Source organism: Nitrospirillum pindoramense, assembly GCF_007827955.1.
Lineage (GTDB): Bacteria > Pseudomonadota > Alphaproteobacteria > Azospirillales > Azospirillaceae > Nitrospirillum > Nitrospirillum amazonense_B.
Genome location: NZ_VITR01000020.1, coordinates 57,464 through 78,582, shown reverse-complemented (window position 1 = coordinate 78,582; position 21,119 = coordinate 57,464). Strand labels below are relative to the sequence as shown.

Sequence of the window (21,119 nt, the reverse complement as noted above, 5' to 3'; positions counted from 1 at the left end):
TGGTCGTACGCGGTGAACGTCGCGCCACCGGTCTCAGCCAGCACCTTCGTGATCGCAGCCGTCAGCGACGTCTTGCCATGGTCAACGTGACCGATCGTGCCGATGTTGCAGTGCGGCTTGGTGCGCTCGAATTTCGCCTTGGCCATGGTCTTATCCGCCTTTGCCTGACAGTCTGAAGTTAAGCTTTAGGATTTCGCGTGGAGCTTTGTACTGGAGCGGGTGAGGGGAATCGAACCCCCGTCGTAAGCTTGGAAGGCTTCTGCTCTACCATTGAGCTACACCCGCCTAAGTCTCTACCGCTCCATACCCCGGAACTGCTTCGCGCACGCGGGGAGCCAGTAAACCCACCCCTCATCACTGGGGGGCGGTTTTACCGGCAAAGTGGTGGAAGGGGTAGGATTCGAACCTACGTACGCTAACGCGGGCAGATTTACAGTCTGCTGCCTTTAACCACTCGGCCACCCTTCCGTCGCCGCGTGTCCGACCGGGGTCGAAAACGGTGGACAGGTGGGTAGGCGTTTCGACCCCCTCCTGTCAACGGGGAAATGTTGGTCGGATGAAAAGACTGGCGCACAAGGGTGCCATGCCCTGCGGAAAGCAGTGGCAAGGCTGCACCGCTTGGCGCTAAGGATGGCACCATGAAGCGATCTGGATTTTCAAACCAGGGCCCCACCCGTACCAGCGGCAACGGCCCCTCATCCCCCAATTCCCCCCGCCCGCCCCGCGACGGCGGCCGCCCGGCCGCGCCCAAAGGCGGCGCCCCAACGGGCGAGCGCCCCCGTGCGCACGACGCGCGCACCGAGGCCCGTAGCGAGCCGCGCAGCGCGCCGAAGAAGCCCGCGCCCGGCAAGGTGGCCCCCAAGCCGGGCATGCTCTATGGCCAGCATCCGGTTGTGGCCGCCTGGACCAACCCCGAGCGGCGCTGCAAGGCCCTGCTGGCCACGCCGGCGGGCCTGGACCTGATGACCGAAGCCTTCGCCCAGGCCAAGGCCGCCGGCCTCGCCCGGCCGGAGCCGACGGTGGTGGAGCGCGAGGCGCTGGACCGGCTGTTGCCGGCTGGCGCCGTGCACCAGGGTCTGGTCCTGGATGCCAGCCCCCTGCCCGAGTTGGACATCGCCGACGTCGCCCGCGCCTGCGGCGAGGCGGACATGGTGGTGGTCTTGGACCAGGTGACCGACCCCCATAACGTGGGCGCCATCCTGCGGTCCGCCGCCGCCTTCGGCGCCAAGGCCGTCATCGTCCAGGACCGGCACGCGCCAGAGGTGACCGGCGTGCTGGCCAAGACCGCGTCGGGGGCGCTGGAGGTGGTGCCCCTGGTACGGGTGACCAACCTGTCCCGCGCGCTGACCGAGTTGCAGGAGGACGGGTTCTTCTGTGTCGGCCTGGCCGAATCGGGCCCCAAGCCCCTGCACGCCCTGGACTTCCCCGGCCGGGTCGCCGTCGTCATGGGGTCCGAGGGCGACGGCCTGCGGCGCCTGACCATGGAACGCTGCGACGCCCTGGCCCATCTGCCCACCCAGCCGCCCATTGGCAGCCTGAATGTGTCGAACGCGGCCGCCGTGGCGCTTTACGAGGTCGCGCGGCGACGCTAAGGTCTGCCCGCGCCCGTCGCCGGGATACCCGGCGGCCCTGGATGCCGGCTTAGCTCAGTTGGTAGAGCAACCGCCTTGTAAGCGGTAGGTCGCGAGTTCAAGTCTCGCAGCCGGCACCAGTCCTACCGCCGCGATGGCGTCAGCGAATCACATAGGGCTTGTGGCCCAGGTCCAGCCCGATGTTGCCGGCCGGCACCTCGTTGAAGCTGCGATAGCGGCCACCAGCCGGCCCCGCGACATAGTCGGCCAGCGCATCGTCATTCACGTAATAGACCGCCTGCGACCGGTAGATGTAATAGCCATCCCGGCTGATCGACACGGTCAGCATGAGTTCGGTGGAGGTGCTATCCACCGAGGCCAGGGCCGCATCCAGCGCCAACCCGCCCGCGGTCGCCGTGATTCCCCAGGGAATGGCGTCCAGCATCAGCTTGCCCACGGCCACCCCCGCCCCCAACGCGGTCAACGGGCCGGGGACGCTGCGGTTGGTGTTGGTGAACCTGGGATGGGCGATGACGTTGACGTCGATGGACACCAGCACCACGTCGGGCTTGGGCTCCATGGCCACGGCGTGGCCGTTCTGGACGAAGGCGGTGGTGACCGCCTGCTGGAAGGCGTCCGCGAACGGGGAATCGCCATGCCGGGTCAGATAGACCTGCACCGGCGGTTTTTGCCCCGTCTGTTCCTGAAGATAGGCGGAAACTGCCGAGGCGACGTCCTTGGACACCAGGATCCAATGGGCCGCCGTCTCCATCTTGTACTGCGGCGCGGTGACGAAACTGGCCGCGACGGGCCGTTCCGAGCAGCCGGACAACAGCGCGCCCGCCAGCGCCAGACCGCAAAGCGCCGCCACGGGCACGGCGCGCTGGCGAGGACGTGAGCGGAACGGGGGGACGGCGCGGACCATGGGGCGGTTCATCTCTGGCGGCTCGATTCTGACCTGGGGGCCCGCCGCCGGGCGAGCCCACGCCACCAGTCTAGCAAACGCCGTGCCGCGCCGTCCGTCACGCCGGCGGCGCGCCACCGGCGGGTGTCAGGATGGTCAGCGCGCTGTCATCGCCCTTGGCCCGCTCCCCCGACGGCGCCTGCCCCAACACCTGGAAGCACAGCGTCTCGGCGATGTTGGTGGCGTGGTCGCCGATGCGTTCCAGATTCTTGGCCGCGAACATCAGGTGGGTACAGGCGGTGATGCGCTGCGGCGCTTCCATCATGTAGGTCAGAAGCTCACGGAACAGGGCGGTATAGGCCAAGTCCACCTCGCTGTCGGCGTCGCGCACCGCCAGGGCCGCCGCCGCGTCACTGTCGGCATAGGCCGTCACCACCCGGGTCAGCATGTCGTTGGCGGCGTCGCCGATGCGGCGCAACGAGCGGGTCAACTCCACCTCCGGCATCTGGTTCAGCGCCAGGGAGCGCTTGGCCACATTGGCCGCGAAGTCGCCGATGCGTTCCAGGTTGTTGGAAATCTTCAGCGCCGCCACCACCTCGCGCAGGTCGCTGCCCACCGGCGCCCTCAACGCCAGCACCTTCAGCGTCTGCTCCTCAATGCGCTTTTCCAGGGCGTCGATCTTGTCGTCGTCCGCCATGACCGCGGCCGCCAGATCGCCATCCCGGTCCAGCGTCGCCTTCAGGGCGCGGCTGAGCTGGGAAGAGGCCAACCGCCCCATCTCCGTGATGGCGCGGTGGAGTTGGGCCAGTTCTTCGTCATAGGACGTCACGATATGGCCGGTCGACATTCGCTGTTCTTCCTTAAACCGAATAATTGACGGCGCCCCGGTCGGGGGGCCGCGGATAATCCCATGGGGCCAAGGCCCCGCCCCTGTAGGGGTTTCAGCCCCTATTACCGACGACGCTGACCGCCGATTCACGCCCTAGCTTGGCCCATGCGGTGCGAGCGTCAATGTTTTCTTAGCAAAGGGATAGGATGTTTGATTGTAACCAGTCCAAAAGAAATACAGACTGCCCGCAAATTTCACGATTGCCGCTGAGAGGCCCGACCGGGGCATGACACCGCACGAATTGATCGCCGTCCTGGAAAAGCACGACCGCTGGCTGAAGCGGAAGACGGGCGGCGCCCGCGCCATGCTGCCGCTCGTCGACCTCCAGGGTGCCACCTTCTCCGGCATGAACCTGCAGTCCGCCAAGTTGTCCGGCGCCAACCTCACCGGCTGCGACTTCACCTCCGCCAACCTCAGCATGGCCGACCTGTTCGCCGCCAGGCTGACCCGCGCCGTGCTGATCAACGCCAACCTGTACCGCGCGGATCTGCGCGGCGCCCACATGCGCGGCGCGCGCCTGAAGGGCGCGATTCTGCGAGAGGCCGACCTGCGCGGCGGCGCGCTGCTGGATCGCCGGGGCCCCGGCCAGGTCAGCATGCAGCAGTCCGACCTGCGCGGCGCCGACATGGACGACGCCCTGTTGTCCAGCGCCAACCTGGCGGGCGCCGATCTCAGCGAAACCAGCATGGTCGGGGCCGACTGCTCTGGCGCGCAGCTATCCGGCTGCAACCTGGCCAAGTCGGTGCTGAAGTCCGCCAACTTCACCGGCTGCGACATGCGCGGCGCCAACCTGTCCGGCAGCAACCTGACGGGGGCGGTGCTGCGGGACTGCCGTCTGGCGGGCGCCACCCTGGCCGGCTCCAACCTGATGAACGCCGACCTGACGGGCGCCAATCTGGATGGGGTGGATCTCACCGGCGTGGACACCACCGGTGCCAACCTGGCCCGGGGGTCGGAGAACTTCTCGGAAAAGATCCAGAAGGCGTTGGGGCACCACCGCACCTGGATCCTGAGCAACGGCGCCAAGGGCATCCGGGCGGAACTGGCTGGCGAGGATTTGAGCCACATCGACCTGAAGGGCGTGAACCTCAGCGGCGCCGACCTGAAGGGCGCCAAGCTGGTGGGCGCCAAGCTGCGCGACGCCCTGTTCATCATGTCCGACCTGGCCGGCGCGGACCTGCGCGGCGCCGACCTCAGCGGCGCGACCCTGGATGGCGTCAGCCTGCGCGGCACCGACCTGACCGGCGCCAAGCTGGATGGGGCGGAGATCGGTTCCGTCGACATCAAGGGGCCGGACGGACGCCCCATCGGCCGGCTGTGGCCCGCCAACCTGGCGGACGCCCAACTGATGAAGGCCAGCCTGCAGCGCGCCAACCTGCGCAGCGCCAACCTGTCCGGCGCGGACCTGCGCGGCGCCGACCTCAGTGGCGCGAACCTGATCGACGCCAACCTGCGCGGCGCCCTGATGGAGGGCGCCGTCCTAGATGGCGCCGCCATGCCCGCCCTGATCGACGACGACGACGATTGAGCGTCCCGCTTCCCAGGCGCCGTGTCCGCCGTTAAGCATAGCCGCTGATCTGGAGGCGGGGACGTCGTGAGAGGAAGCTGGATAGCGCGACTGGCGGCCGTGTCCGCGTTCGCCTTGATGCCGGTGGTGTCGGGGCGGGCGCCGGCGTGGGGCGCCGCAACCAGCGCCCCGCCCCAGCGGGTCGTCTCTCTCAACCTGTGCACAGACCAACTGGCGGTGTTGCTGCTGCCGCCCGACCGCATCGCCGCCTTGTCGCATTTGGCGGCAGACCCGACGCTGTCCTACGTCGCGGATCGCATCGGCGGTATCCCGCTGACCCAAGGCGGGGCGGAGGAACTGCTGGCCCTGAAGCCGGATTTGGTGCTGGCCGGCCGCTACACGGCGCGGGCCGCGGTGCGCATGGCCAAGGCCCACCATATCCCTGTAGTACAGGTCGGCCTGATCGCCGATTTCGACGGGATTCGCGAACAGGTGCGCATCGTGGCCGCCGCCTTGGGCGAGTCGGCGACGGGCGAATCGCTGCTGGCGGACATGGACCGACGCCTGGCGGCGGCGGCACCGGCGGACGGACGGCGGCCGACCGCCCTGTCGCTGGCGCCAGGGGCCTTCACCTCCGGCGCCGGCACCCTGACCGCCGCCGTCATGGATGCCGCCGGCCTGGCCAACTATCCCGCCGCCAAGGGCATGACCGGCTATGGCTATCTGACGGTGGAGGGAATCGTGGCCGATCCGCCTGACCTGCTGATAACCGCCGCGTCCGAAACCGGGACGGACCGCCATCCCTCGCTGTCCGGCGCGCTCATCGCCCACCCCGCCCTGCTGCGGGCGATACCGCCCGGCCGCCGCCCCCGGCTGGAGGAAAACCTGTTGGGCTGCGGCGGGCCCTATACGGTGGAGGCGGTGGAGGCGCTGGCCCACGCCCGGACGGAATGGCTGAACCGCCGGGAGACAGGCACGCCATGATCCCGCCCGCATGGATACGTCGTTCCCCCCTGGGCCATCCCCTGGCGCTACTGCTGCCCCTCACGGCCGCGCTGTTCATCGCCTCCCTCTCCATCGGGGCCAGCGGCGTGTCGCTGGCCGGGGTGTGGGCCGACTGGCACAGCGGCGCCGGCGGCATGGCCTGGGTGATCTTCACCGAGATACGGCTGCCCCGCGCCCTGCTGGGCCTGTTGGTGGGGGGTGCCCTGGGCATGGCCGGGGCCGCCTTGCAGGGCATGCTGCGCAATCCGCTGGCGGAGCCGGCGGTCATCGGCGTGTCGCCCTGCGCCGCGCTTGGCGCGGTCATCGTCTTCTACAGCGGCTGGGCCAGCAGCCTGGCGCTGGCCGTGCCCCTGGGGGGCATCGCCGGCGCGCTCATCGCCGTGGCGCTGCTGTTCGCGCTGGCGGGCCGCAGCGTCGGCGTGCTGACCCTGATTCTGGCCGGCATCGCGCTCAGCAGCTTCGCGGGCGCCGCCACCTCGCTGGCCCTGTCCCTGTCACCCAACCCTTATGCCCTGGCGGAAATCGTCTTCTGGATGATGGGCTCGCTGGCCGACCGGACCTTGGACCAGGTCTACCTGGCCGCCCCGTTCATCGGCGTTGGCGCCGCCCTGCTGTTGAGCGCGGGACCGGCGCTGGACGCGCTGTCACTGGGGGAAGACACGGCACAGTCCCTGGGCTTCCCCGTGCGCCGGGTGGGGGCCCGGGTGGTGGTGGGCACGGCCCTGGCCGTGGGCGCCTCGGTCGCCGTGACCGGCGCCATCGGCTTTGTCGGCCTGGTGGTGCCGCACCTGCTGCGCCCCCTGGTCGGGCACCAGCCGCGCCGGCTGCTGCTGCCCAGCTTCGCCGGCGGCGCCTGCCTGGTGCTGGCGGCCGACACGGCGGTGCGCCTGGGAGGACCAGGACCGGAGCTGAAGCTGGGCGTGGTCACGGCCCTGCTGGGCGCGCCGTTTTTCCTGGGGCTGGTGCTGGCCACCCGGCGCCGGCTGGCGTGAGAGGTTGGACATGACCCTGCTGCAGGCCCATGACATCCACCTGGCCCTGGACGGCCGGACCATCCTGGACGGCGTATCGCTGGCGTTGCGGGCGGGGGAGGTCTGCGGCCTGATCGGTCCCAACGGCGCCGGCAAATCCAGCCTGATGCGCATCCTGGCGGGCCTTCGTCCACCGGACAGGGGCGGCGTGACGTTGGGAGGCCAGCCCCTGCCCTGCCCGCCCGACCGCGCCAGCGCCCGCCGGCTGGCTTACCTGGCCCAGGAGCGGGACATCCATTGGCCCCTGACGGTGGCCCACGTGGTGGCCCTGGGCCGGCTGCCCCACCAGGGCCCCTTCCGCGCCGATGGCGACGCCGACCGCGACGCCGTGGAGCGGGCCATGGTGGACGCCGACTGCGCCCACCTGCGCGACCGCGTCGCCACCACCCTGTCGGGCGGGGAGCGGGCGCGGGTGCTGCTGGCCCGCGCGCTGGCGACGGCACCCGACGTGCTGCTGGCGGACGAGCCGGCGGCCAGCCTGGACCCGCTGCACCAGGTGCAGGTCATGTCGCTGCTGCGGCGGCTGGCCCATGGCAAAGGAAGCGCCGTGCTGGCCGTGCTGCACGACCTGAACGCGGCGGCCCAATGGTGCGACCGCGTCGTGGTGTTGTACGACGGCCGCGTCGCCGCCGACGGCGCCGCCCAGGCGGTGCTGGAACCGGGGCTGCTGCGCACCATTTATGGCGTGGACATCATCCCGGGCAGCGTCGGCGGACGGCCGGTTTTCGTCACACGCTAGTGCCTGTCACGAAGACGGCTATGATGGGGCCGGTTTCACGTTTGGAAATAAGGAGCGCGCGATGCGACAGGTGACGGTGGCGGCCACCCAGACGTGGTGCGACTGGAACAAGGGCGGCAACATCGACCGGGTGGAGGCGCTGGTGCGCCGCGCCGCGGCCGAAGGCGCCCAGATCATCCTGCCGCAGGAACTGTTCGAGACGCCCTACTTCTGCATCAACCAGAAGGCCGCGCACTTCGCCCACGCCGCCCCGGCGGACGGCCATCCCGTGCTGAACCGCTTCGCGGCGCTGGCGCGGGAGCTGCAGGTCGTCCTGCCCACCAGCTTTTTCGAACGGGCGGGCAACGCCTACTTCAATTCCCTGGCCATGATCGACGCCGACGGCAGCATCCTGGGCATTTACCGCAAGAGCCACATCCCCGATGGCCCCGGCTATCAGGAGAAGTTCTACTTCAGCCCTGGGGACACCGGCTTCCAGGTCTACAAGACCCGCTACGCCGCCATCGGCACGGCCATCTGCTGGGATCAGTGGTTCCCCGAGGCGGCGCGCGTCATGGCGCTCCAGGGGGCGGAGATCCTGTTCTACCCCACCGCCATCGGCTCCGAACCGCAGGACCCCACCCTGGACAGCCGCGACCACTGGCAGCGGGTGATGCAGGGCCATGCCGGCGCCAACCTGGTGCCGCTGGTGGCCAGCAACCGCGTGGGCACGGAGCCGGACGACGACCGCGCCATCACCTTCTACGGCTCATCCTTCATCGCCGGCCCCAAGGGCGAGAAGGTGGCGGAAGCGACTCGTGAGGAGGAGACGGTGCTGACCGCCACCTTCGATCTGGACCAGATCGCGGCCATGCGGTCTTCCTGGGGGGTGTTCCGCGACCGGCGGCCAGAGCTCTATGCGCCCCTGTTGACCCTGGATGGACGCACACGCAGGGGTTGACGGTAAATCCCTGCCATTTCATTGGGCAAATGACGCATTAACCAACAAATAACGATTACATTTCCGTCACCCATTGGCCCCAACTGCCGCATCCCCAGATAAATCCTTTTGCCAAAGGCGATTCTGCGATAAACGAGAGGCGGCAGTTGTTAAATCGAGGTCAATACAAATGGGTGCTCAAAAGAGCTCTGTGACCGGTACCCTTGCGTCCGCGTATTCACTTTCCAAGCGCGGCGAGGGTCCCAATCCTATCGATATCCATGTCGGCAATCGCTTGCGCTTGCGCCGTACTTTGCTGGGCCTGAGCCAGGAGATCCTGGGCGAGGCCGTTGGAATCACGTTCCAGCAGCTACAGAAGTACGAGCGGGGCATGAACCGCATCAGCGCCAGCCGGCTGTTCAACCTTTCGCAGGTGCTGGGCGTCCCCGTCGGGTACTTCTTCGAAGACCTGCCGGCGACCGAGCAGGCCACGCGCATCGCGCTGGGCAGCGAGGAAGGCGAGACCATGGCCCGGCGTGAGACGCTGGAGCTGGTGCGCGCCTATTACCGCGTGCCGGACGGCGCCGTCCGCCGCCGCGCCTTCGACCTGCTGAAGGCCCTGGGCGGCGAGGCTCGTGAAAACGAAGGCGCCTAAAGCCTCAAAGTTTCACGTGTCTTAGGGTATATTGCCGACCGCCGGATGGCCCCCATCCGGCGGTTGCCTTATGGCCCCCTCGCACGCGCCGAAGCCCAAATGCCGCTGACCACCGAAGAGATCGCCCTCGACCACGGTTTCCCCGGAACGCGGCGGAGTGTGACGGTCCACCGCTTCGGCCCGGCGGCTGCCAGTGCCGATCGTCCGAAGGCCTATATCCAGGCGGCCCTGCACGCCGATGAGATCCCCGGCCTGCTCGTGGCCCAGCACATCCTGGCCCGCCTGCGCGCGGCGGATGCCGAAGGCCGGGTGCGCGGCGACATCATCCTGGTTCCGTACGCCAATCCCATCGGTCTGTCGCAAGCCGTGCTGGGCACCGCCATCGGCCGCTTCGCGCTCAGCAACGGCGTCAACTTCAACCGCGATTTCCCCGACCTGGCCGCCCCCGTGGCCGACCGGGTGATGGACCGCCTGGGCCAGGACGCCGGTACCAACGTCGCACTGGTCCGCCAAGCCGCGCGGGAGGCCATCGCCGCCTGGGAAACGGCGACGGAAGCCGACAGCCTGCGTAAAATCCTGCTGGGCCTGGCCATCGACGCCGATGTCGTGCTGGACCTGCATTGCGACAGCGAGGCCCTGCTGCACGCCTACACCGGCACCGAATCCTGGCCGGACGCCAGCGACCTGGTGGCGGAGCTGGGGTGCCGGGCGGTGTTCCTGGCCTTGGAATCGGGCGGTAATCCCTTCGACGAATCCTGCTCCGGACTGTGGTGGCGCCTGCGCAACCGGCTGACCACCGGCCGTCCCGGCGGGGCGCCGCCCCTGCCCGCCGCCTGCCTGGCCGCCACCATTGAGCTGCGCGGCCGCCGCGACGTGGACGACGCCCAGGCCGCCGCCGATGCCGACGCCCTGATTCGGTTCCTGACCCGGCGCGGTCTGCTGGCGGGAGAGGTGGCGGCACCGCCCGCCCCTGCCTGCCAGGCCACCCCCCTGGCCGGCGTGGACCGGGTGCGGGCACCCGTGGCCGGCGTGGTCCTGTATACCGTGGCGCTGGGCGACACCGTCGCCGTGGGCCAGACGGTGGCTGAGGTGGTGGACCCTGTCACCGGCATCCGCCACCCGGCCCGCGCCCGCACCCCCGGCATCGTCTGGGCCCGGGCGGAGCAGCGCTACACCGCCGCCGGCGCCATCATCACCAGCATCGCGGGCGACCGTCCCCTGGCCGAGGAAGGCAGCGGACTGCTGACGGCGCGCTGATGTACATGCCCTCAATCGCCGGGCGGCGGACATCCGTCCGCCTAGGCTCATCCTCGCTGCGCCCTGCGGTGCTCGCTCCGGCGGCCCCAGTCGGGGCCTAAAGCGGCACGAGGCACCATCTCGTGCCGGCGGTATAGTACCCCTCATAATGGTCCCCCGCCCGTCCGCGTGGGCGGCCCTTGCCCCTGGGCGCGCTTCCAAGGGAAACTGGCGCCGGGAGAAGACCCGCCGCAGGCGCGGCGGCATCTGAGTCAACGCGGGGATATCATGGTGCGGGTAATTCGGGCGGCGCTGGCCGCTCTCATGGTGGCGGGGCTGGCGGCAATGGTGCCCACCCCTGCCGATGCCGCCTGGTACACGGGCCGGAACATCGTTGTGGACCAGGCCGCCGATAGTTCGGTCATCGCCCTGGGCGACAGCGTCCAGCTCAACAGCGCGGTGGCCGGCAGCGCCGTGCTGATCAGTTCCAGCGCCACCGTCAACGGCACGGTGGCCGACAGCCTGGTTGTCGTCTCAGGCAGCACCACCCTGTCCGGCCAGGTGGGCGGCGACGTGGTGCTGGTGGCCGGCAACATCGACATGGTGAAAGGCTCCGTCGTGTCCGGCGACGCCACACTGCTGGGCGGCGAGGTCACGATGGACGGCACGATCGCGGGCGACGTGGCGGTCAAGGGCGGCGACCTGACCGTGTCCGGCACCATCATGGGCGATGTGGACGCCACCTCCGGCAAGCTGATCCTGAGGCCCGGCGCCCATATCATGGGCGACGTCACCTTCAGCGGCGGCCAGGCGCTGGAATTGCCGGCCGGCGCCCATATCGAGGGCAAGGTGCAGTACAAGGGCGATGGCATGAAAAGCCATCACCACCGGGATGCGGACGCCGATGAGGATAGCGGCGGCACCCGGGGCGGCCACCACAGCAGCTGGCATATCTGGATGCCCTGGTTCGGCGGCATCGGCATGATCAGCTTCGGCGTGGGCATGCTGCTGGTGGGCGCCGTGCTCTACATCCTGTTTCCGGGCGCCGTCACCAACGTCGCCGCCGGGATCGCCGGCGACCCTGGTCCGGCGGCAGTGAAGGGTTTTGTGCTGCTGGTGGGCGTGCCGCTGTTCTGCCTGGTCTGCCTGATCACCATCATCGGCATACCCGTGGCCCTGGTGCTGGGCTTCGCCTACATCCTGGCGCTGATGGTGGCCATGCCGCTGGCCGGCTTCGCCCTGGCCGACATGATGACCCAGCGCCGCGGCCCGCCGGTCAGCCCCGGCGACCGCATCCGCCGCTACGCCCTGGTGGTGCTGATCCTGGCCGTGCTGCAGCTCATTCCCTTCGCCGGCGGGCTGGTGAAGTTCGGCCTGATGCTGATGGGCCTGGGCGGCCTGGTCAGCCACCTGCGCCGGCGGGGCCCGGTGGCGGCTTACTAACCGCCATCCTCAGTACAGCGCCCGCTTACCCGGTGGGCGGCGTGGCAAGGTCGTTTCCCGGCGCAGGGTGGCATAGGCGACAGCGATCTGGGCGGCCACGGCGGCGTTGTTCAGCAGCAGGGCGCGGTTGGCCACCAGGCTGGCGCCCTCGGTCAGTTCCTCCAGGCGGGCCAGCAGGAAGGGCGTCAGTTCCTTGCCGCGCACGCCCTGCCCCTCGGCCTCCGCCACCGCCAGGCGGATGGCCTGCTCCGTGGCCTCGGCGTCCAGGGCGGCCTCTTCCGGAACGGGTACCGCGATGAGGACGCCGCCGCTCAACCCCAGCTGCCATTTGGCGCGCAGGATGCGGGCCACGTCGTCCGCCGAATCGCAACGACTATCGACGGGCAGGGTGCATTGGGCGGTGTAGAAGGCCGGGAAGTTGTCGGTGCCGTAGCCGACCACGGGAACGCCTCGGGTTTCCAGATATTCCAGCGTCTTGGGCAGGTCCAGGATGGCCTTGGCGCCGGCGCAGACCACGGCCACGTCGGTGCGGGCCAGTTCCTCCAGATCAGCGGAGATGTCCAGGGTCGTCTCCGCCCCGCGATGCACGCCGCCGATGCCGCCGGTGGCGAACACGGCGATGCCGGCCAGGCGCGCGGCGATCATGGTGGCGGCCACGGTGGTGGCACCGTCGCCGCCGGCGGCCAGCACCAGGGGCAGGTCGCGCCGGCTCACCTTGCGGATGCCGCCGGCGGCCAGGCGCTCGAAATCCTCCGCCTCCAGGCCAATGCGGATGCGGCCGTCCAGGATGGCGATGGTGGCCGGCACGGCGCCGTGCGCCCGCACCGTCGCCTCCATGGCGCGGGCGGCCTCGATGTTGTCGGGGTAGGGCAGCCCGTGGCTGATCACGGTGGATTCCAGGGCGACGACCGCCCGGCCCGCCTTGATGGCGGCCGCGATCTCCCCCTTGATCACGCAATAGTCCAGCATGCCCGCCCCCTTTGTCGATGCCCTTAGAGCGGAACGCGATCAGGTGGCGTCACCTGATCGCGTTCCGCTCTATCATGAACAGGTCAAGAGCAAGATGCGATCACGACTGATCGCATCTTGCTCTAAGCGCCGGGCGTTACAGCACCGCCGCCAGTCGCCGGATCAGCTCGGCCGCCCCGGCCGCCGCTGCCTGGCAGAAGGCGGGAAAATCCATATGGCTGTCGGCCCCGGCCAGGTCGCTCAGGCTGCGGACCACCAGGTAGGGCACGCCCCAGCGGGACGCCACCTGGGCCACCGACGCGCCTTCCATCTCCACCGCCTGCGCCGCGAAGGTGCGGAACAGGCGGTCGCGCGAAGTCTCGCAGTTCAGGAACTGGTCGCCTGTCAGCACGGTTCCGAAGTGGATGCCGGGCACCCGCGCCTCCCCGCCCGTCGCTTCCGCCGACAGGGCCGGCAGGACCAAGCCGTCCAAGGCTGCACGCGCCTTGGCTTCCAGTCCCTGATCCAGGTCATAGCCATGAGTTTCATCGAAGCCCGGCAGTGGCGGGACGCCCGGCTGGTAGACCTTCAGCTCGCCCTGCGCCAGGGCGCCGTAGTCGTGCTGCACCAGGCGGGTCGCCACCACCACGTCGCCAATGGCCAGGGCCGGATCCACGCCGCCCGCCACGCCGGAGAACAGCAGGGCGCGGGCGCCGAACACCTGCAGCAGCAGGGTGGAGACGACGGCGGCGTTGACCTTGCCGATTCCCGCCTCCACCAGCACCACCTGGCGGCCGTCCATGCTGCCCCGCTGGAAGGTGAAGCCGGCGATGACGCGCGTCTCCTCCGCCTGGAAATGCGCGCCGAAATGGGCGATTTCCTCCGGGATGGCGCAAATCAGCCCCAGCGGGCCACCCTTCTGCTCGGTCATGTCGGACTTGATCCCTTATTCGCACAGGAGGCCGGCAGCATCCCCACCGTGCACACAAAGGCGGACGCCGGGCCTGAACCTCATATATCCTGAGGGCATGCCGCCTGTCGCGCCAATCTCTGTTCCAGGGCCAGATCCAGAGCTGTTGCCCGCCAATATCGCGGGCTGGTTCGCCCATCGCGGCTGGACCCCGCACGCCCACCAGCTGGAGATGCTGCGCGCCGCCCAGCGGGGGGAACATACCCTGCTGATCGCCCCCACCGGCGGCGGCAAGACGCTGGCGGGATTCCTGCCCAGCCTGATCGACCTGTCGGAACGTCCGCGTGAGGGGCTGCACACCCTCTACATCTCCCCCCTGAAGGCGCTGGCGGTGGACATCGCCCGCAACCTGGAACAGCCGGTTGCGGAGTTGCGCCTGCCCATCCGGGTGGAGACGCGCACCGGCGACACGCCGGAGGCCAAGCGCCGCCGCCAGCGCGCCCACCCGCCGCAGATCCTGATGACCACGGTGGAAAGCTTGGCGCTGCTGCTGTCGTATCCCGAGGCGGCGACGCTGTTCGGCACGTTGCGCACCGTCATCGTGGATGAGCTGCACGCCCTGGCCGGCAGCAAGCGCGGCGACCTCCTGGCCCTGCACCTGGCGCGGCTGGCCAGCCTGGCGCCGGGCGCCCGCCGCGTCGGCCTGTCCGCCACCGTGGCCCATCCCCAGGCCCTGGCCGACTACCTGGCCCTGCCCAACCACCCGGTGGCCCCCCCAACGCCCGTGAAAATCGTGCGCGGCGCGCCGGGCGCCCCGGCGGAGGTGGGCATCCTGCTAACCCAGGAGATCCCCTGGGGCGGGCACATGGCGCTGCAGACCATGCCGGACGTCTATGAACAGGTGAAGGCCTGCGGCACCACCCTGATCTTCGTCAACACCCGCGCCCAGGCCGAGCTGGTGTTCCAGGAGCTGTGGCGGGTGAACGCCGACGCCCTGCCCATCGCCCTGCACCACGGCAGCCTGTCGACCGAGCAGCGCCGCAAGGTGGAGGCGGCCATGGCCCGGGGCGCCCTGCGCGCCGTGGTCGCCACCAGTTCGCTGGACCTGGGCATCGATTGGGCCGCGGTGGACCTGGTGGTGCAGATCGGCGCGCCCAAGGGCGTCAGCCGCCTGCTGCAACGCATCGGCCGCGCCAACCACCGCATCGACCTGACCTCCCGCGCCTTGCTCGTTCCCGCCAACCGATTCGAGGTGCTGGAGTGCAAGGCCGCCATCGACGCCGTCCACGCCGGCACCCTGGATGGCGACCCGCCGCGCCCCGGCGGGCTGGAGGTATTGGCCCAGCACGTGGTGGGCACCGCCTGCGCCGGGCCCTTCGACGCCGACCACCTGTTCGCCGAGGTCACCAGCTGCGCGCCGTACGCCCATCTCACCCGGGAGCGGTTCGAGCAGGTCATGGATTTCGTCGCCACCGGCGGCTATGCGCTGCGCGCCTATGAACGCTTCCAGCGCCTGCGCCGGCGGGAGGATAGGCTGTGGCAGCTAGCCAACTACCAGGTGGCGCGGCAATACCGCCTGAACGTCGGCACCATCGTGGAGGAGCCGACGGTCAAGGTCCGCATGTCCAACGGCGGCTCCATCGGCGATGTGGAGGAATATTTCATCCAGGGCCTGGTGCCGGGCGACACCTTCATCTTCGGCGGCCAACTGCTGCGCTTCGTCGGCATGCGCGATAACGCCGCCATCGTGGTCAAGGGCGGCCAGGGCCAGCCCAAGGTGCCGGTCTATGCCGGCGGCCGCCTGCCGCTGACCACCCACCTGGCCGACCGGGTGCGCGCCATGCTGGCCGACCCCGCCCAGTGGCGCGACCTGCCGGCGGAAGTGGCGGAGTGGCTGCGCATCCAGCGCTATGTCTCCGCATTGCCCGACCGCACCGGCCTGCTGGTGGAAACCTTCCCGCGCGGCGGCAAGGAGTTCCTGGTGGCCTACACCTTCGAGGGCCGCAACGCCCACCAGACCCTGGGCATGCTGCTGACCCGCCGCATGGAACGGCTGGGCCTGCACCCGCTGGGCTTCGTCGCCACCGACTATGTGCTGGCCATCTGGTCGCTGAGCACCGCCACCGACATGGACGCCCTGTTCGCCGAGGACATGCTGGGCGACGACCTGGAGGAATGGATGGACGAGTCCAGCATGCTGCGCCGGACCTTCCAGACCGTGGCCACCATCGCCGGCACGCTGGAACGCCGCCATCCGGGCGAGGAGAAGACCAAGCGCCAGATGACGGTCAGCGCCGACCTGATCTATGACGTGCTGCGCCGCCACGATCCCGGCCACCTGCTGCTGCAGGCCACCCGTGCCGAGGCCGCCGCCGGCCTGACCGACGTGCGCCGCTTGGCCGACATGCTGGCCCGCGTGAAAGGGCGCATCCGCCACATGGCGCTGGACCGCATCTCCCCCCTGGCCGTGCCCGTGCTGCTGGAAATCGGCCGTGTCATGGTGGGCGGCCGGGCGGATGAGGTGCTGCTGCAGGAAGCGGCCGAGGAACTGGCGGCCGAGGCCCTGCCCAAGACGATGCGTCAGGGCCAGGGGCTGCTGCCGTTTTAAGGCCCTACCCCCGCCGCCAGGACGGCCCCGGCGCTAGCGGACCTCCTGAAAAACGATGATATAGCCGTCTGGGTCCTTGGTGCTGAACTGCCTCAGCCCATACGGCGCCAGGGTCGGCGCGTCGGCATGAAGGCCGCGCCCCGTAAGCTCGTCGAAGGCTTCGTCGACATCGGCGCAGCCAATGTACAGGACCGTGTCCCCATGCGCGGCCACACGCGCCGGATCGTTTTCCGCCGGCCGTTCGTTCGAATCGAACTGCGTATTCAACATGATCTGCGCCTGCCCGCGCCGAAGCCAGACCCAATGGGAAAAGGTACCCTCGCGCGTCCGCACCTCCGGCGAAGCCGAGACCAGGTCGAAGCCGAGGATCTCCCGGTAGAACCTCAGCGCGTCAGGCATGTCGAAGACGCTGATCAAAGGCGTCATTCCCAGTGCGGCAAAGGTCATGGGCGATCCTCCCTGCGGCCGCTCCACTATGACACCCGCCAACCGGCGCCGCAATCATCCCGCTCGGCTGGGCCAGGGCGCAAGCGGCGCGGGGTCGCCCCCGCACCGCTTCGACTGCGCCCGGCCTCAGCCCTGGGTGGACGGGTGCTGGCCATAAGCGTCCATGACGCGGGTGGTGTAGACCAGGGCGGCACCGGCGCCGATGGCCACGGCCACGCCCAGGGCCTCCGCGATCTCTTCCTTGGTGGCGCCATTCTTGATGGCGGCGTCGGTGTGGACGGTGATACAGCCGTCGCACTTCACGCTCACCGCCACGGCCAGGGCGATCAGCTCCCGCGTCTTGGCATCCAGGTGGTTGGTGTGCTGGCCGGCGCCGCTGATGGTGACATAGCCCTTGACCGTGTCCGGGCTCAGCTTGGCATAGGCGCCCACGCCGGCGCCGATCTGCTGACGATACTGGTTCCAATCGAGCATCATGATCTGCTTCCTTTCAATCCGCGGACGCCGTCAGGTGGGGCGCCGGTCGCGGTGTGTTTCGATGGGTAAAAGGTAGCGCCGGGGGTGCCGGCGCTGAATGCCCGGGCGGATCGAGGTCATGACCGGCAGGATCAACGGTGGCGGGGTGAGGCAAAGTCCATGGACGACGGTCGCAACGACGTGCTGAGCACACTGGCCCCCTTGATCCAGGTGCGTCCCCTGGTGGAACAGCACTGCCTGTTCGGGCCCGGCTGGTCCGCACCCCACGCCCGCGAACCCCTGGGCATGGCGCCGTTCCATATCGTGACGGCCGGCAGCGCCCAGGTGCTGCTGCCCGATCTGGAACGCATCCTGCACCTGGCCGCCGGCGATGTCCTTTTGTTGCCGCATGGCACGCGGCACACCGTGCGCACCGCCGGAACCGTTGCCGCACCCACAACGAGGCTGAACCACCGCGACAACGGGGTAGTGGAGGTCAAATGGACCAGCGACCTGCCCGAGGCGGTGTCGGCGGTCCCGTCGGATGGTTCCGCCACACCGCTGGCCCTGGAATTGATCTGCGGGCGATTCGCGTTTGAGCGCGTGGCGGACAACCCGCTGCTGGCCCTGTTGCCGGAGGCGGTGCACCTGAAGGCCGCCGACCAGCGGGAAAGCCGGCGCCTGGCCCGCCTGGTGGAAACCATCCGGGATGAGGTCGCGCTGCCCCGGCCGGGTGGCCGCGCCATCGCCACCGACCTCGCCCGCGCCCTGTTCACCATGATCCTGCGCGGCCATCTGGAGGGCCATGGCGCGGGCACGGAAGCGGCCGGCCTGCTGGCGCGCCCGGCCACGGCGCGGGTGGTGGCCGCCCTGGTGCGCGATCCGGCCCGGGCCTGGACCCTGGACGAACTGGCGGACCAGGCCCATCTTTCCCGCGCCACCCTGGTGCGCGCCTTCCGCGCCGCCGGCGCCCCCGCCCCGCTGGCCTTCCTGGCCCAGGTGCGCATGACGCTGGCGGTGCGCCACCTGGTGGCCGAGGGGCTGTCGCTGGCGGAGACGGCGGCCCGTGTGGGCTATGAATCGGAAAGCGCGTTCAGCCGCGCCTTCAAACGCCATTACCATGCCGCCCCTGGGGACTACCGGGACGCGGCGCGCGCCTGACTGAGTGGGGACCTTTTTCGCATGAACGCCCGTTTCGGCACCGGCAGCACCGGCGACCAGACCCCCCTGACCGTCAATGGGGCGATGGTGCTGGCGGACGCCAGCGGCGCCCTGTTCTGGCCGGAACGCGGCCTGCTGGTGGTGGCCGACCTGCACCTGGAAAAGGGATCGGCGTTCGCGGCGCGCGGCACCCTGCTGCCACCCTACGACACCGCGGCCACGCTGGCGCGATTGGAGGCGACCTGCCGCCGCCTGGCCCCCCGCCGCGTGCTATGCCTGGGGGACAGCTTTCACGACAGGCGCGCGGGAGATCGCCTGTCGGCGGAGGATGGGCGCCGGCTGGCGGCCCTGGCGGGTGGTCATGAATGGTTGTGGGTAGTGGGCAACCACGACCCGGCCCCGCCGCCGGACTGGGGCGGGCAGGTGGTGGACGATTGGATCGAGGGGCCCCTGGTCTTCCGGCATGAAGCGCAGGGCGTCACCGCCGCCGGTGAAATCTCCGGCCACTACCACCCCAAGGCCAGCGTGCCCACGCGGGCCAGGCGGGTGGGGGGGCGCTGCTTCATCACCGACGGCCACCGCCTGGTGCTGCCGGCCTTTGGCGCCTACACCGGCGGGCTGGACGTGCGCGACGCGGCGTTGCGCCGGCTGTTCCCCGGCGCCTTCAGCATCGTGCTGCTGCACCGGGATCGCGGCTACGCCTTCCACTCGACCCATGTCCTGGGCGGCGACTGGGCACAAACCGGCACGGTCTGATTGATCGATAGGGACCCCAGAAAAGGAAACGGGCGGCCCGGGGATGGGGGGACCCGGGCCGCCCTTAGGTCGTCCGCCGAACGCGCTTTGGGGGGTGCGCAACCAGGCCGGGATGGGGGAACCGGTAACTGGATCATCGAGCGGACATTGTTTCAGATAGGAGCCCCCCGGGAAAAAACAAGCATGCCAATACATCAGGATAGGGTTGGGAGTAGATCTCGATGGAGGTGATCCACCGGACGGGCGGGTACGTATCTTTTGTCATACGCGGATCGTCCTGCGACGATCCATCCACCATCCGGAAAAACCCACTCAAAGGCCTATAGCCGGGTTCGAAGGGAGAGGTTTTTCTTGCCCGCTATTGCAGCGCCCACTGCCGCCTGTCAGTTGCAGATTTGCTAGGGTTCGCCTGATGTCCGCCTCCCCCAATCCCCATGCCCCCATCATCGTCTGGTTCCGACAGGATCTCCGGCTGGCTGACAATCCGGCGCTGGCCCATGCCGTCGGCAGCGGCCGGCCGGTGGTGCCCCTCTACATCCTGGACGACCAGGGGGCGGCACCCTGGGCGCCCGGTGCCGCGTCGCGCTGGTGGCTGCACCACAGCCTGTCATCCCTGGGGGCGGCCCTTGAGGGCCTGGGCTGTCCCCTGGTGCTGAGGCGTGGCCGCTCGGACGTGGTCCTGCGCGACCTGGTGCGGGAGCTGGGTGCCGGCGCCGTGGCCTGGAACCGCTGCTATGAGCCGCAAGCCATTGCCCGCGACAGCGCGCTGAAGGCCGACCTGAAGGCGGGGGGTGTCGCCGTCGACAGTTTCAATGCCGCCCTGCTGGCCGAGCCCTGGACGGTGAAGACCGGCGGCGGCGGATCCTACAAGGTGTTCACCCCGTTCTGGAGGGCGGTGAAGGAAGGGTTGACGGATGGGCTGAATCCGGGCGAGCCCCTGCCCTCCCCCACGGCGCTGACCGCCCTGCCCACCCCGCCCGACGGCGACCGGCTGGCGGAGTGGGCCCTGCTGCCGACGAAGCCCGACTGGGCCAGCGGCCTGCGCGCCGCCTGGACGCCCGGCGAAGGGGGCGCCGCCCGGCGCCTGGCGGGTTTCCTGGATTCCGCCGTGGGGCAGTATGCGGAGGGGCGCGATTATCCCGCCCAGCCCTGGACCTCGCGCCTGTCACCCCACCTGCACCACGGCGAGATATCCCCCCGCCAGATCTGGGCGGCGGCCATGGCCAAGGGCGACGGTGCCCCGGAAGGCGAGGGTATGGACAAGGGCGTTGCCGGCTTCTTGCGCGAGCTGGGCTGGCGGGAGTTCTGCCACCATCTGCTGTACCACTTCCCCTTCCTGCCGGAGCGGCCGCTGAACCCCAAGTTCGAGGCCTTCGCCTGGCATGAGGACGCCAAGCGCCTGGAAGCCTGGCAACGGGGCCGCACCGGTTATCCCATCGTCGACGCCGGCATGCGGGAGCTGTGGGCCACGGGCTGGATGCACAACCGGGTGCGAATGATCGTCGGCTCCTTTCTGGTAAAGCATCTTCTGCTGCCCTGGACCGCCGGCCAGGCCTGGTTCTGGGACACGCTGGTGGACGCCGACCTGGCCAACAACGCCGGCGGCTGGCAATGGATCGCCGGCTGCGGCGCCGACGCCGCCCCTTATTTCCGAGTGTTCAACCCGGTGCTGCAGGGGGAGAAGTTCGACGCGGCGGGGGCGTATGTCCGCCGCTGGGTCCCGGAACTGGCGGGCCTGCCCGACAGTGTGCTGCACCAGCCGTGGACGGCGGACGCCATGACCCTGCGGGCGGCGGGCGTGCGGCTGGGCCATGATTATCCCCACCCGGTGGTGGACCATAAGACGGCACGCCAGCGGGCGCTGGACACATTCGCCGCGATCAAGGACGACAACACGTGACAGCTGGGATTAAATGCCGATGCGGGATCAAGTG

At 69.5% G+C, this 21,119-nt stretch carries 20 protein-coding genes and 3 tRNA genes; 14 read left to right on the top strand and 9 right to left on the bottom strand.

Features of this window, described 5'->3' with window-relative positions; all coding sequences use genetic code 11:
* The 3 genes from FBZ90_RS25290 to FBZ90_RS25280 all read right to left on the bottom strand — a co-directional run.
* The coding region (locus FBZ90_RS25290; RefSeq protein ID WP_246130159.1) for a GTP-binding protein at nucleotides 1-146 on the bottom strand (146 nt) is incomplete at its 3' end.
* A 65-nt stretch (nucleotides 147-211) separates the two neighbouring features.
* Nucleotides 212-285 (bottom strand) — tRNA-Gly (locus FBZ90_RS25285).
* Nucleotides 286-382: 97 nt separating this feature from the next.
* Nucleotides 383-468 (bottom strand) — tRNA-Tyr (locus tag FBZ90_RS25280).
* A 170-nt stretch (nucleotides 469-638) separates the two neighbouring features.
* Here FBZ90_RS25280 and rlmB point away from each other — a divergent pair.
* Nucleotides 639-1,592: a 23S rRNA (guanosine(2251)-2'-O)-methyltransferase RlmB gene (rlmB, locus tag FBZ90_RS25275; RefSeq protein WP_145736068.1), complete on the top strand. Its 954-nt coding sequence runs from the start codon at nucleotides 639-641 to the stop codon at nucleotides 1,590-1,592.
* Between the two features lie 43 nt (nucleotides 1,593-1,635).
* Nucleotides 1,636-1,711 (top strand) — tRNA-Thr (locus tag FBZ90_RS25270).
* Between the two features lie 20 nt (nucleotides 1,712-1,731).
* Here FBZ90_RS25270 and FBZ90_RS25265 read toward each other — a convergent pair.
* Both FBZ90_RS25265 and phoU read right to left on the bottom strand, forming a co-directional pair.
* Nucleotides 1,732-2,496, bottom strand: a complete 765-nt coding sequence (locus tag FBZ90_RS25265) for a hypothetical protein (RefSeq protein WP_145736066.1) — start codon at nucleotides 2,494-2,496, stop codon at nucleotides 1,732-1,734.
* A gap of 97 nt (nucleotides 2,497-2,593) precedes the next feature.
* Entirely contained in the window at nucleotides 2,594-3,322 is a 729-nt protein-coding gene (phoU, locus tag FBZ90_RS25260; RefSeq protein WP_145736064.1) for a phosphate signaling complex protein PhoU, read from the bottom strand.
* A gap of 268 nt (nucleotides 3,323-3,590) precedes the next feature.
* On the opposite strand from phoU, the gene FBZ90_RS25255 reads away from it, so the two are divergent.
* The 8 genes from FBZ90_RS25255 to FBZ90_RS25220 all read left to right on the top strand — a co-directional run bounded on the left by FBZ90_RS25255 (nucleotide 3,591) and on the right by FBZ90_RS25220 (nucleotide 11,899).
* Nucleotides 3,591-4,892 (top strand): pentapeptide repeat-containing protein, encoded by a 1,302-nt coding sequence (locus FBZ90_RS25255; RefSeq protein WP_145736062.1) that lies wholly within the window; start codon nucleotides 3,591-3,593, stop codon nucleotides 4,890-4,892.
* Nucleotides 4,893-4,991: 99 nt separating this feature from the next.
* Nucleotides 4,992-5,855: an ABC transporter substrate-binding protein gene (locus tag FBZ90_RS25250; RefSeq protein ID WP_145736060.1), complete on the top strand. Its 864-nt coding sequence runs from the start codon at nucleotides 4,992-4,994 to the stop codon at nucleotides 5,853-5,855.
* Nucleotides 5,852-6,868, top strand: coding sequence for a FecCD family ABC transporter permease (locus tag FBZ90_RS25245; protein ID WP_145736057.1), 1,017 nt, complete (start codon nucleotides 5,852-5,854; stop codon nucleotides 6,866-6,868). The genes FBZ90_RS25250 and FBZ90_RS25245 overlap by 4 nt, the downstream gene beginning before the upstream one ends.
* 10 nt (nucleotides 6,869-6,878) lie before the next feature.
* The gene (locus FBZ90_RS25240) at nucleotides 6,879-7,646 is read left to right on the top strand and encodes an ABC transporter ATP-binding protein (protein WP_145736055.1); all 768 of its coding nucleotides are present in this window, start codon (nucleotides 6,879-6,881) and stop codon (nucleotides 7,644-7,646) included.
* A gap of 61 nt (nucleotides 7,647-7,707) precedes the next feature.
* Entirely contained in the window at nucleotides 7,708-8,586 is an 879-nt protein-coding gene (aguB, locus tag FBZ90_RS25235; protein WP_145736052.1) for an N-carbamoylputrescine amidase, read from the top strand.
* Between the two features lie 169 nt (nucleotides 8,587-8,755).
* On the top strand, nucleotides 8,756-9,220 hold the full coding sequence (locus FBZ90_RS25230) for a helix-turn-helix domain-containing protein (RefSeq protein ID WP_145736050.1): 465 nt from the start codon (nucleotides 8,756-8,758) through the stop codon (nucleotides 9,218-9,220).
* A gap of 99 nt (nucleotides 9,221-9,319) precedes the next feature.
* Nucleotides 9,320-10,477, top strand: a complete 1,158-nt coding sequence (locus FBZ90_RS25225) for a succinylglutamate desuccinylase/aspartoacylase family protein (RefSeq protein WP_145736048.1) — start codon at nucleotides 9,320-9,322, stop codon at nucleotides 10,475-10,477.
* 267 nt (nucleotides 10,478-10,744) lie between these two features.
* Nucleotides 10,745-11,899, top strand: coding sequence for a bactofilin family protein (locus FBZ90_RS25220; protein ID WP_145736046.1), 1,155 nt, complete (start codon nucleotides 10,745-10,747; stop codon nucleotides 11,897-11,899).
* Between the two features lie 9 nt (nucleotides 11,900-11,908).
* Here the strand turns inward: FBZ90_RS25220 and FBZ90_RS25215 are convergent, their stop codons facing one another.
* Both FBZ90_RS25215 and FBZ90_RS25210 read right to left on the bottom strand, forming a co-directional pair.
* Nucleotides 11,909-12,868, bottom strand: a complete 960-nt coding sequence (locus tag FBZ90_RS25215; protein WP_145736044.1) for a pseudouridine-5'-phosphate glycosidase — start codon at nucleotides 12,866-12,868, stop codon at nucleotides 11,909-11,911.
* A gap of 136 nt (nucleotides 12,869-13,004) precedes the next feature.
* On the bottom strand, nucleotides 13,005-13,778 hold the full coding sequence (locus FBZ90_RS25210; protein WP_145736041.1) for a 5'-methylthioadenosine/adenosylhomocysteine nucleosidase: 774 nt from the start codon (nucleotides 13,776-13,778) through the stop codon (nucleotides 13,005-13,007).
* A gap of 97 nt (nucleotides 13,779-13,875) precedes the next feature.
* Here FBZ90_RS25210 and FBZ90_RS25205 point away from each other — a divergent pair, with 97 nt between their 5' ends.
* Nucleotides 13,876-16,365, top strand: a complete 2,490-nt coding sequence (locus FBZ90_RS25205; RefSeq protein WP_145736039.1) for a ligase-associated DNA damage response DEXH box helicase — start codon at nucleotides 13,876-13,878, stop codon at nucleotides 16,363-16,365.
* A 33-nt stretch (nucleotides 16,366-16,398) separates the two neighbouring features.
* Here the strand turns inward: FBZ90_RS25205 and FBZ90_RS25200 are convergent, their stop codons facing one another.
* Nucleotides 16,399-16,812, bottom strand: coding sequence for a VOC family protein (locus FBZ90_RS25200; RefSeq protein ID WP_145736037.1), 414 nt, complete (start codon nucleotides 16,810-16,812; stop codon nucleotides 16,399-16,401).
* Between the two features lie 126 nt (nucleotides 16,813-16,938).
* Nucleotides 16,939-17,289: a carboxymuconolactone decarboxylase family protein gene (locus FBZ90_RS25195; RefSeq protein ID WP_411861221.1), complete on the bottom strand. Its 351-nt coding sequence runs from the start codon at nucleotides 17,287-17,289 to the stop codon at nucleotides 16,939-16,941.
* 159 nt (nucleotides 17,290-17,448) lie between these two features.
* Here FBZ90_RS25195 and FBZ90_RS25190 point away from each other — a divergent pair, with 159 nt between their 5' ends.
* The 3 genes from FBZ90_RS25190 to FBZ90_RS25180 all read left to right on the top strand — a co-directional run bounded on the left by FBZ90_RS25190 (nucleotide 17,449) and on the right by FBZ90_RS25180 (nucleotide 21,085).
* A complete protein-coding gene (locus tag FBZ90_RS25190) occupies nucleotides 17,449-18,429 on the top strand; it encodes an AraC family transcriptional regulator (protein ID WP_145736035.1) in 981 nt (326 codons plus the stop codon).
* Between the two features lie 21 nt (nucleotides 18,430-18,450).
* Nucleotides 18,451-19,185, top strand: a complete 735-nt coding sequence (gene pdeM, locus FBZ90_RS25185) for a ligase-associated DNA damage response endonuclease PdeM (RefSeq protein ID WP_145736033.1) — start codon at nucleotides 18,451-18,453, stop codon at nucleotides 19,183-19,185.
* Nucleotides 19,186-19,597: 412 nt separating this feature from the next.
* Nucleotides 19,598-21,085, top strand: coding sequence for a cryptochrome/photolyase family protein (locus FBZ90_RS25180; protein ID WP_145736031.1), 1,488 nt, complete (start codon nucleotides 19,598-19,600; stop codon nucleotides 21,083-21,085).
* The last annotated feature ends 34 nt before the right edge of the window (nucleotides 21,086-21,119 follow it).